General features: G+C 53.4%; 12 protein-coding genes. 7 read left to right on the forward strand and 5 right to left on the reverse strand.

Annotated features, from left to right (window positions below):
• The 7 genes from ABH909_RS11850 to ABH909_RS11880 all read left to right on the forward strand — a co-directional run bounded on the left by ABH909_RS11850 (position 1) and on the right by ABH909_RS11880 (position 6,260).
• The gene (locus tag ABH909_RS11850) at positions 1–240 is read left to right on the forward strand and encodes a LapA family protein (RefSeq protein ID WP_429433272.1); all 240 of its coding nucleotides are present in this window, start codon (positions 1–3) and stop codon (positions 238–240) included.
• Between the two features lie 214 nt (positions 241–454).
• Positions 455–1,531, forward strand: a complete 1,077-nt coding sequence (gene rfbB, locus ABH909_RS11855) for a dTDP-glucose 4,6-dehydratase (protein ID WP_429433273.1) — start codon at positions 455–457, stop codon at positions 1,529–1,531.
• Positions 1,528–2,421: a dTDP-4-dehydrorhamnose reductase gene (gene rfbD, locus ABH909_RS11860; RefSeq protein ID WP_429433275.1), complete on the forward strand. Its 894-nt coding sequence runs from the start codon at positions 1,528–1,530 to the stop codon at positions 2,419–2,421. Before rfbB ends, rfbD begins: the two co-directional genes overlap by 4 nt.
• Positions 2,418–3,308: a glucose-1-phosphate thymidylyltransferase RfbA gene (gene rfbA, locus ABH909_RS11865; protein WP_429433277.1), complete on the forward strand. Its 891-nt coding sequence runs from the start codon at positions 2,418–2,420 to the stop codon at positions 3,306–3,308. Before rfbD ends, rfbA begins: the two co-directional genes overlap by 4 nt.
• A gap of 56 nt (positions 3,309–3,364) precedes the next feature.
• Positions 3,365–4,288, forward strand: a complete 924-nt coding sequence (locus ABH909_RS11870; protein ID WP_429433279.1) for a glycosyltransferase — start codon at positions 3,365–3,367, stop codon at positions 4,286–4,288.
• Complete coding sequence (locus ABH909_RS11875) at positions 4,285–5,247, forward strand: UDP-glucose 4-epimerase family protein (RefSeq protein WP_429433281.1); 963 nt, start codon at positions 4,285–4,287, stop codon at positions 5,245–5,247. Before ABH909_RS11870 ends, ABH909_RS11875 begins: the two co-directional genes overlap by 4 nt.
• Positions 5,244–6,260 (forward strand): MraY family glycosyltransferase, encoded by a 1,017-nt coding sequence (locus ABH909_RS11880; protein WP_429439848.1) that lies wholly within the window; start codon positions 5,244–5,246, stop codon positions 6,258–6,260. Before ABH909_RS11875 ends, ABH909_RS11880 begins: the two co-directional genes overlap by 4 nt.
• Positions 6,261–6,608: 348 nt before the next feature.
• Here ABH909_RS11880 and ABH909_RS11885 read toward each other — a convergent pair whose 3' ends face one another.
• The 5 genes from ABH909_RS11885 to ABH909_RS11905 are packed head-to-tail and all read right to left on the reverse strand — an operon-like array spanning position 6,609 to position 11,117.
• Positions 6,609–7,715, reverse strand: a complete 1,107-nt coding sequence (locus tag ABH909_RS11885; protein ID WP_429433283.1) for a glycosyl transferase — start codon at positions 7,713–7,715, stop codon at positions 6,609–6,611.
• A complete protein-coding gene (gene wecB / locus ABH909_RS11890) occupies positions 7,715–8,809 on the reverse strand; it encodes a non-hydrolyzing UDP-N-acetylglucosamine 2-epimerase (protein WP_429433285.1) in 1,095 nt (364 codons plus the stop codon). The genes ABH909_RS11885 and wecB overlap by 1 nt, the downstream gene beginning before the upstream one ends.
• A 42-nt stretch (positions 8,810–8,851) precedes the next feature.
• Positions 8,852–9,229 carry a GtrA family protein gene (locus tag ABH909_RS11895; protein WP_429433287.1) on the reverse strand — a complete coding sequence of 126 codons (378 nt, stop codon included), beginning with the start codon at positions 9,227–9,229 and terminating at the stop codon, positions 8,852–8,854.
• A gap of 3 nt (positions 9,230–9,232) precedes the next feature.
• Positions 9,233–10,192 (reverse strand): WxcM-like domain-containing protein, encoded by a 960-nt coding sequence (locus ABH909_RS11900; RefSeq protein WP_429433289.1) that lies wholly within the window; start codon positions 10,190–10,192, stop codon positions 9,233–9,235.
• Positions 10,182–11,117: a glycosyltransferase family 2 protein gene (locus ABH909_RS11905; RefSeq protein ID WP_429433291.1), complete on the reverse strand. Its 936-nt coding sequence runs from the start codon at positions 11,115–11,117 to the stop codon at positions 10,182–10,184. Before ABH909_RS11905 ends, ABH909_RS11900 begins: the two co-directional genes overlap by 11 nt.
• Between the last annotated feature and the right edge of the window lie 2 nt (positions 11,118–11,119).

Here is an 11,119-nt window from a genome sequence, read left to right on the forward strand (position 1 = left end):
ATGCGTAATCTCAAGCGCGTACTTCTCGCTATAGTTGTCCTGTTGCTCGTTCTCGCGATCCTGGCGTTCGTACTTGAGAACCAGCAAAGCGTGTCACTGCTGTTTCTGGGTTGGGCAGGTCCGCAGTTGCCGGTATCGCTGATCATGGTCATCGCGCTGCTGATTGGCATGGTGATCGGGCCGATCCTTGGCTGGTTTCTGGGACGTACCTCCAGAGCTTCACGCAAGCGCCTTGTCTGATTGCGATAAACCCGTTACTTGCGTCTTGTCTATATCCATTAGTAAAACCTTCATTAAGCTGTAAAATGCTGCGTTTGGCTGATAGGGGTAATTTTCCCACATCGGTTCAGACTGACTCTGTCAGAAGCCACGGCTGACTTGATGGCTTTTGCATTCATGGATTAGACAGTGCGCGATTGGCGGCCCTGTCAGCAACTAAAGGGTATGGTTTCGCGTGAAAATTCTAGTTACCGGCGGCGCAGGGTTCATCGGCTCGGCAGTCATTCGTCATATCATCTCCAACACTAACGACTCTGTCGTTAACGTCGATAAACTGACTTATGCCGGTAACCTTGAGTCGTTGGCCGAAGTCAGCCAGAACTCGCGTTACGTGTTCGAACGCGTCGACATCTGCGACCGCAATGAAGTGGACCGTGTCCTGCGTGAGCACCAACCAGATGCCATCATGCACCTGGCCGCAGAGTCCCACGTTGACCGCTCGATCTCCGGTCCGTCTGAATTCATCCAGACCAACATCATCGGCACGTACACCTTGCTGGAAGCTGCACGCCACTATTGGGCAGCGCTGGATGATGCGCGTAAAGCCAACTTCCGCTTCCACCATATTTCCACCGACGAAGTCTACGGAGACCTCGAAGGTCCGGAAGACCTCTTCACCGAAACCACGCCGTATCAGCCAAGCTCGCCATATTCGGCCAGCAAGGCCAGCTCCGATCACCTGGTTCGCGCCTGGGCTCGTACTTACGGCCTGCCGACGCTGGTGACCAACTGCTCGAACAACTACGGCCCTTGCCATTTCCCAGAGAAATTGATCCCGCTGATCATTCTCAACGCACTGGAAGGCAAGCCGCTGCCGGTCTACGGCAAAGGCAACCAGGTCCGTGACTGGCTTTACGTCGAAGACCACGCCCGCGCACTGTACAAAGTCGTGACCGAAGGCGTGATCGGCGAGACCTACAACATCGGCGGCCATAACGAAAAGCAAAACATCGAAGTAGTGCATACCCTGTGCGCACTGCTCGACGAACTGCGTCCAGATTCCGCGCATCGTCCCCATGCCAGCCTGATCACCTACGTTCAGGATCGCCCGGGCCACGATCAGCGCTATGCCATCGACGCCAGCAAAATCCAGCGCGAGCTGGGCTGGACGCCGGAAGAAACCTTTGAAACCGGCATCCGTAAAACCGTCGAGTGGTACCTGAACAACACTGAATGGGTAGCTCACGTGAAGAGCGGCAGCTACCAACAATGGATCGACCAGAACTACACGGATCGTTCGGACAAAGCATGAAAATCCTCTTGTTGGGAAAAAACGGTCAGGTCGGCTGGGAGCTGCAGCGCTCCCTCGCACCGCTTGGTGAGTTGATCGCTCTGGACCGTCACCCGGTGGATGGTTTGAGTGGTGACCTGTCTGATCTCGATGCATTGCGTGCAACGATTCGTCAGGTCAAGCCTGATGTCGTCGTCAACGCTGCGGCCTACACTGCCGTCGATAAGGCTGAGTCCGAGACCGAACTGGCCGACCGTGTGAATGGTCAAGCCAGCCAGGTCATGGCTGAAGAGGCTGCATCCCTGGGTGCCTGGCTGGTTCACTACTCGACCGACTACGTGTTCAGCGGTGAAGGCCTGACGCCGTGGCAAGAGACAGATGCTGTCGCCCCGGTGAATCACTACGGCGCCAGCAAACTGGCCGGCGAGCAAGCGATCATCGCCTCGGGCTGCAAGCACCTGATCTTCCGCACCAGCTGGGTCTACGGCGCTCGCGGCAATAACTTCGCCAAGACCATGCTGCGTCTGGCCAAGGACCGCGACACCCTGAGCGTCATCGCCGACCAGATCGGTGCCCCGACCGGCGCAGATTTGATCGCCGACATAACGGCGCTGGCCATTCAGCAGGTCCGGCTACGCCCTGAACTGGCGGGCCTGTATCATCTGGCGGCCAGTGGTGAAGCGTCCTGGCACGGCTATGCCAGCCATGTGATCGGTTTTGCCAAGGCCAACGGTGAAGAGCTTGCCGTCACGACGATCAATCCGATCGACACAACCGCCTACCCAACACCGGCGCGCCGCCCTCTGAACTCACGGTTGAACACTCAGAAGCTGCGCGACAATTTTTCTCTGCACTTGCCGGATTGGCAAAGTGGCGTCACCCGAATGCTTATGGAAGTCCTGAATAAATGACCACGACAAATCGTAAAGGCATCATCCTCGCTGGCGGCTCGGGCACGCGTCTGCACCCCTTGACCCTCGGCGTGTCCAAGCAGATGCTGCCGATCTACGACAAGCCGATGATCTTCTATCCGTTGTCGGTGCTGATGCTCGCGGGTATGCGCGAAATCCTGATTATCTCCACCCCTGAAGACCTGCCATCGTTCCAGAAATTGCTGGGTGACGGCAGCTTGTACGGCATCAAGCTGACCTACGCCGAGCAACCTAGCCCGGACGGTCTGGCACAAGCCTTCATCATCGGTGAAGAGTTCATCGGCAAAGACCCTTGCTGTCTGATCCTGGGCGACAACATCTTCTACGGTCAGCACTTCTCCGAAAACCTGCGTTCCGCCAGCACTCAAGAGCATGGTGCGACCGTATTCGGCTATCACGTATCGGATCCGGAGCGTTTTGGTGTCGTCGAGTTCGACGCTGCCGGCCGCGCCTTGAGCATCGAAGAAAAGCCGCTGAAGCCAAAATCCGCCTACGCGGTGACTGGCCTGTACTTCTACGATAACCAGGTCGTCGAAATCGCCAAGAGCATCAAGCCTTCTGCCCGTGGCGAGCTGGAAATCACCGACGTTAACCGTGCCTACCTCGAGCAGAAGACCCTCAACGTCGAAATGCTCGGCCGTGGTTTCGCCTGGCTGGACACAGGTACCCATGATTCGCTGTTGGAAGCCAGTCACTTCGTGCATACCATCGAGCAGCGCCAAGGCTTGAAGGTGGCGTGCCTGGAAGAGATCGCCTACCACAATGGCTGGATCACAGCCGAAGAGTTGGGTGCTCAGGCTGATGCGCTGAAGAAGACTGGTTATGGTCAGTACCTGCAGAAACTGCTGGACTCGCCTTCCCACTGATTCGAAAGCTTAACCCTTTCGAATAGTAGCGTTTAACCAGTGCGGGCAGGAGTGGCATGCCAGTAAAACATCCCAAGGTTGCGGTTTTGCTGGCTGCCTACAATGGCATGCAGTGGATCGAGGAGCAGTTGGCCTCGATCCTCGACCAGTCAGCTGTCGACGTAACTGTTTATATCAGCGTCGATCCTTCCTCTGACGGTACCGAAGCCTGGTGTTCGGCTTATGGGGCTGAGCACCCCGAGGTTTTGGTCTTGCCGACTGCCGGTAGCTTTGGCGGTGCCTCCCGCAACTTTTTCCGCCTCATCCGTGATGTCGACTTTGAAGGCTACGATTTTGTCGCCTTTGCTGACCAGGATGATGTGTGGCATTCGAATAAACTCCAGCGTGCAACCCAAGCCATTCAAGCTCGTCGCGTAGAAGCCTATTCCAGCAATGTCACTGCCTTCTGGCCAGACGGCAGCACTCATGTGCTGGACAAGGCGCAGCCTCAGGTCGCATGGGATTTTCTGTTCGAAGCGGCGGGTCCCGGCTGTACTTACGTGATGAGCAAAAAACTCGCGGACTCGCTAAAGGCCTCGATGCTCGCCAATTGGCAGCAACTGCAAGATGTCAGTTTGCATGACTGGTATTGCTACGCCTTCGCTCGCAGCCATGGTTACCGCTGGTACATCGACTCTGAGCCGTCCATGGACTATCGCCAGCATGAGCGTAATCAGGTAGGCGCCAATAAGGGCTTGAGTCCGCTGATTGCCCGCTACAAAACCATTCATGACGGTTGGTGGTTCAATCAGGTTCGATTGATTGCGCTACTGGTGGGGCAGGGTGCCAATCCCTTTGTGCAAACATGGCTGAAACTGCGCCGCAGACAACTCATGAAGCTTTCCTTCAGTGCTTGGCGTTGCCGACGGCGATTGCGGGATAAAGTGTTTTTCTTTTGTATTTGCTGGGCTACTGCGTTGATAGGGAAAAAAGCTAGATGACCGCCCCGAAGGTATTAGTGACGGGGGCGAGTGGTTTCGTTGGCGAGGCGTTGGTTTTCAGGCTGTTAGTGGACAAGAAGTTCAGCCCGATCGCGGCAGCACGCGGTGCCAAACGGTTGCACGGATTGTGTCCTGTGGTGTCATTCGATCTCACCCATGCCAAGATCCTGCCTGCACTCGACGATATCCAGGTAGTCATTCATGCCGCTGCCCGAGTGCATGTCATGAATGAAACCGCCATAGATGCCTTGGCCGAGTTTCGTAAGGTCAACGTGGAAGGTACGCTCAGGCTTGCACAGCGTGCCGCTGAATCAGGCGTGAAGCGCTTCATCTTCATCAGCTCGATCAAGGTCAACGGCGAAAGCACTCTCCCGGGTAAACCATTCAAAGCCGATGATCAGCCAAATCCGCTGGATCCGTATGGTGTGTCCAAGTACGAAGCCGAAGAGGCGCTGAAGCAACTAGGCCGTGACACCGGCATGGAAGTGGTGATCATCCGTCCACCACTGGTCTATGGTCCGGGAGTGAAAGCCAACTTTCTGAGCATGCTGAGCTGGCTCAATAAGGGCATCCCACTGCCTCTGGGCGCGATTCGAAATCAGCGAAGCCTTGTTGCGATCGGCAATCTAGTGAACCTTATCGTCACGTGCATCGATCATCCCGCAGCAGCTAATCAGACCTTTCTGGCCAGCGACGGCGAAGACCTATCCACTACCCAACTGTTGCGTCGTCTATCCAAGGCACTAGGCAAATCTGCCCGACTCCTGCCGATGCCTGAGTGGCTGTTGAAATTGGCTGCCTCAACACTGGGCAAACAGGCTTTTGCCCAACGCCTATGTGGCTCGCTGCAAGTCGATATCAACAAAAATCGCGAATTATTGGGGTGGACGCCACCCATCAACATGGACAAAGCCATGCGACAAACCGCTGGCCATTATCTGGAAAAGCAAACGAAATGACTGTTTGGTGGTTGTTGGTTGCGGTATTCGCTGTTTCTTGGGTGCTGACGCTTATTTTGCGTCGTTATGCCTTGGCGAAGAGTTTGATGGATATACCTAACGAGCGTAGTTCGCATTCTGTTCCGACTCCGCGTGGGGGAGGGGTGGCCATTGTTGTCGCCTTTCTACTGGCGTTGCCAGCCCTGGCCGGCATGAACCTGTTAAGTCCCGCGGCGCTGTATGGGCTGTTTGGCTCGGGACTGCTTGTTGCCGTTATCGGGTTTGCCGATGACCATGGGCATATTGCTGCCAGATGGCGGTTGCTAGGGCATTTTATTGCCGCTGCCTGGGCATTGTTTTGGTTACAGGGTCTTGAGCCAATTCAATTTCTTGGAGCGACGGTCGATCTCGGCTGGTTTGGTAACATCTTGGCGGCTTTTTTTCTGGTGTGGATGCTAAATCTTTATAACTTCATGGATGGTATTGATGGCCTGGCTAGTGTGCAGGCGATTTTCGTATGTGCTGCAGCCTGTCTTATTTCGTGGTTGAGTGGGCACTACGCACTGATATGGGCTCCCTTGCTTCTGTCGGCAGCTGTAACTGGTTTTCTGCTATGGAATTTCCCCCCGGCACGTATATTCATGGGGGATGCCGGAAGCGGATTTCTGGGGCTTATTCTTGCCACATTGACACTCAGCGCTGGCGGGCAAGCACCCGAATTAATGTGGAGTTGGTTGATTCTGCTAGGTATTTTTATTGTTGACGCAACAGTCACTTTGTTCAGACGCCTATCCCGTAGAGAAAAAATCTACCAGGCCCATCGTAGTCACGCCTATCAGCACGCCTCTCGATATTACTCAAGCCACAGAACGGTGACGTTGGGGACACTATGTATCAATCTGCTGTGGATGCTACCGATAGCACTTGCGGTGGGTATTGGCCGTATGGATGGGTTCATCGGTCTGGTCGTAGCCTATACGCCGTTGATCTGGCTGGCGGTAAAGTTTAACGCAGGGGTACGAGAGCAGGCTTGAATGCCATTTGGACATTCTTGAATAATGGAGTTCTCCAAGCGCTGCTAGAAGTATGGGATATCACTCGGTGGTGGCGAATGTCTCATGGCTACTGCCACGAATCGTAGTCTTTCCAAGTTTTCGGGACATCCAGAGAAGGCTACACATCCAGATTCTAAAATCTTGGCTCAACAGAGTTTTCTTCATAAGATTTCTAAATTGAATAGAAAGGATCAGAAGGAACCGATTTTTTTGATCGGTCCCCTGACAGAATGGAAGTTCAAGTGAAAAACCTTCAGGCTTCGTATAGCGAGCATATGGTACTGCTGATGTTCGCTTCAGCCGCTATCTGCTGTTGCTGAGGGCGGGTTAAACACAAATCACACCTGATGCGTCAAACCGGGTTTCCCAACTGTTTGCGGCTTTGAAGCTGTCAGTGAAGCTGCTGGTCGTTGTGTAATCCAGCGCCTTGACTACCGCTGGGATCATTTCTTCTGCGTTGTCACACAGATAAACCCCTTCCTGCTCACCTCTGTAAGCCATTTCACCAAAACCTGTCGAAATGATGGGTAAACCTAGCGCCCGGTACTCGTAATATTTTATCGGGTCGACGGATGACGTCAGCTCATTCTTCAGGAACGGGATGACCGCGACGTCGAACGACAACATTGTCAACAGTGCATCTTTATGGCTGCAGGGTGGAAACAGTTTTAGATTGCTGGGGAGTTTCATATTGCAAGGGTTGAACACGGGGCCGACGATATGAACATTGTCGTTGGGGCGTGATTGGGCCAAATGAATCATCCATTGCCAATCGAACCAGGCACCCACTGTTCCCAGATAACCGAAGGTCTTTGTTTGATTGCTGTGAAACTGAGTCTTCGCGGGAGGCAAAAGCTCAACATCGAGTCCATTAGGCACGAACTTGACGTTTGGGTTATGGCTCTCCCATTTTTTTCGCAGTTTTGTCGAGGACGCGAGAACGACAGTGGTATTGCTGCCGATCTGTCGTTCTCGCCGAGCCATCGCCGCTTTCGATATTCCCGAAAAAAACGTCGGGAAGTCATCCATGGCGTCGTACACCGATGGATGACCTTTCAATAGCTTCAATACTTGCAGTGCAAGGGCAGTTGGTTTGCCGATGACCAATAGAATTTCTTGATCCTGGGCGAATGCTTCCACCGTCTTTAGAAGTTCGGACCAATAAAGTCGTCCGTTTATCAGTCCGGACGCCGGTAAAGGTTCGATAGGTAACGCCCTTGGTTTCAATACGCTTAACCAGGGTTCCAGGTCATCGCTTTCGGTTTTGTCACTGACGCCAATTTTCTTGAAGTCATTCAAGCGTGGGAAACGGCTTGGATAAGGATCCAGCCACAACACTTCGCCCGCTGTTTTCTGGTGAAACCAGCGAACGAATTTTTGCGGCCGTTGGGCAAAGCTTGCCCACGGCACAGGTGACAAATAAACCAGACGCATTAAACGCAGTACTCTTTCAGCACCGCCACAATGCGTTCTGCGCCCTTGCCATCACCATAAGGAGAAACGCCTCGGGCCATTGCTTTATAAGCAGCCGGATTATCCAGCAGGGTTTGGGCTTCTTTCAGGATCGGGTCGTGATTAGGACCTACCAGCTTGACGACGCCCATGTCGACTGCTTCAGGTCGTTCCGTTTCATCCCGTAGGACCAGAACCGGAATGCCCAGGGCCGGGGCTTCTTCCTGAACGCCACCAGAGTCACTGATGATTAGATAGGCCTTCTTCATGGCGGCAATGAACGGTGCGTAATCGAGTGGCTCGCACAGAATAATGTTCGGGGTGTTGCCCAAAACGTCATATGCAACGTCCTTGACGTTCGGGTTAGGGTGCACCGGATAAAGGATCTGCACGTCGCTGTTGCTCTCTGCCAGCGTCTTGAGCGCCCGGCAAATCTCCAGGAATGGTGCACCGAAGTTCTCTCTACGGTGAGAGGTCACCAGAATCAGGCGTTTGCTGTCGTCCAGGTCAATCCCCAGGGTCAAGTCCTTGGCGGCGGTCATCAGCAATGCATCGATTACGGTGTTGCCGGTTACGGTAATGTCCTGATCCGGGATGCCTTCGCGTAGCAAGTTGGCTTTCGAGCTTTCGGTCGGAGCGAAATGCCAACGGGTCAGTCGACCGGCCAATACGCGATTTGCCTCCTCCGGGAAGGGGTTCTGCATATCCCACGTACGCAGGCCTGCTTCCACATGCCCAAATGGTATACGGCGGTAGAAGCAGGCGAGGGCCATTGCAAAGACTGTTGTCGTGTCACCTTGAGCCAGAACGACGTCGGGCTTCTCCTCAAGCAACACCTTATCCAATTCGAGCAAAAGCCGGGCGGTCAACTCGGTCAGCGTCTGGTTAGGTTTCATGATGTTCAAGTCGATATCGGGCACGATACCGAAGAATGTCATCACCTGATCCAGCATGTGTCGATGTTGTGCGGTCGCCAGAACCCGAACTTCTGCCCAGGGTTGTTGCTTCAAGGCCAGAATGACCGGAGCCATTTTGATAGCTTCTGGCCGTGTGCCGACAGTGCACATGATTTTCATATTCAGAATTTCCTTTGCAAAAATTTAGCGTGGTGACAAGGCCTACGTGCGGCGCAGGAACCAACGTGTCAGCACGAAAGTAATGGGGATAGTCACAATGATGACGACCAGCGGTGCGACGCTTTGGGGGATGCCCATGCGCTCGACGAAGACACTTAGCAGTACTGCCGATAACAAGTACTGGACCAGGTAAACCAGCGGAAAAGAGAAGAAGCCTTTCCAGCTCACGGGCGTCTTGAAAACAATCGTTGCATTGAACCAGTATGAGAAGACGATGCCTGTGGCGAATGCCAATGCATACGCTACTTGGTAGGGCATCACGACTTGCAGGCCAAAATACAAGCCATACGTAAAGGCGGTATTGATGCCACCGCCTATGACGAACTTTAACAGGTCGGTAGATGACCTCTGTCTGGACACGGACTAAACCTGCTTTTGCGATTTGATCAGATTGACGAATTCACTGTAATCGCGAATGTAGTCGTCGGAATCGTAATAATCTGAGGCGAACACCAATAACATGGCATCTGAAGAGTACTTGTATTGAATGCCCCAGGTTTTAGGTGGCAGGTACAAGCCCATGTTAGGGCGATCGAGAGTGATTTCTTCGCGTGTTTGACCATCATCCACTACCACGCGAATACTGCCTCTGACGGCAATGAGGAATTGATGACACTGGTGATGCGCATGTTCGCCCCGAGTGTCTGCAGTCGGTACGTCGTACACCAGGAAATAGCGTTTCGGGCTGAAAGGAATTTCACGCTCGAACTCACCGACCGACAGACTGCCGCGCAGGTCCGGGACGGCTTTGAAGGTATGCAGAGTGACACCGGACACGTTGGTGTTGGTCACTGCGGGCTTCGACGAAGTGGAAACTTTGATGCTCTCGTTGGTTGAGCCGACGGCGTCAGCGTAACCAATGATTTTTGCAGGGTTGCCAACTACGATCGCAAAAGGCGGAACAGATCGTGTAACCACTGCACCTGCACCGATCATGGCGTTTTCACCGATTGTCAGGCCTGGCAGAATGGTCGCATTGGCACCGATCGTTGCTTTCGTTTTGACGATAGTGCGCAAAAACTCGTCTGGGTACTGTTTGCTTCTCGGGAAGCGATCATTGGTAAAAGTAGCATTCGGACCAATAAATACATCATCCATGATCTCGATGCCGTCCCATACCTGAACGCCACACTTGATAGTGACGCGGTCACCTATGACGACATCGTTTTCAATAAATACGTTGTCGCAGATATTGCAATCGGAGCCGAGCCTAGCCTCAGGCAAGACATGCGCAAAGGCCCAGATCTTGGTGTCTTTACCTATGTGAGGAGATTCGCAAAGGCCATTCGGATGGACGAAGTACTCGGCATTTTCATTTTTCATGATTGAAATTCTCTGTCCTCATTGGGATGGCTAGCGGTCTGGCTTTGGTATTTTCGTAGGTGCGCCATGCATATGAGCCCACGATTCCAAGGCCTAACAAGTTTGCCGCTCCCAAGAAGACGATGACATTGATGGTCATCGCATAACCCGAGACTGTGATCAGTCCCAGAAGACGCGCAATTGTAACTGCGATGCCGAAGCCGGCCGCCAGAACGGTTGTTACGCCGCCCAGGCGTGTTAGCAGGCGGATGGGCAGGTCAGTAAAGGCAAAAATACTGTCCATCATGTAATTCACCTTCTTGGAGAAGGTCCATGCAGATGTGCCATGTTCACGTTTAAGACGGCTGTAGGAAATAGTCTTGCGACGAAAGCCGAGCCAGAAAATCTGCGCGATCAGCGAGCTGTGCCGTTCGTCGAGTGTCAACAGCGTATCGCGGAAGGCTTTATTACAACCGAAGACATCGACGCCACCTTCCGGTATTTCAGGAACAATGTATCGACGGTACAGATTCCAGAACGTTTTGGAAGCAATGCGCGACATAAAAGGGTCATCACGCGCTTCACGAACCCCGAGAACGACATCGTACTGCTCTGTCAGCAACTGAGTGTTCATCTCCAGGACCAGCTCCGGTGGCTCTTGCAGATCTGCCGCCATGACTGCAAAACGCTCACCCCTGCCTGTCTCCAGGCCCACACGGATTGCCGCGAACGAGCCAAAATTGCGTGACAACAGCACAAGCTGAGATTCGAAACGCTGCTTGGGCAGTTGGTCTCTCAATATTTCATAGCAACGGTCTGGGCTACCGTCGATCACAAAAACCGCTTCGAAATTGCCTGCTAACTTGCTGTTCAGTCCATCGATGGCGATCAGCAAATCTGGCAATGAGCCTTCGTTTTTGTAAACAGGGATGACTAACGTTAGCAAGC

Source organism: Pseudomonas sp. BS3782 TE3695, from assembly GCF_050435305.1.
In the GTDB taxonomy this organism is placed as follows: Bacteria; Pseudomonadota; Gammaproteobacteria; order Pseudomonadales; family Pseudomonadaceae; genus Aquipseudomonas.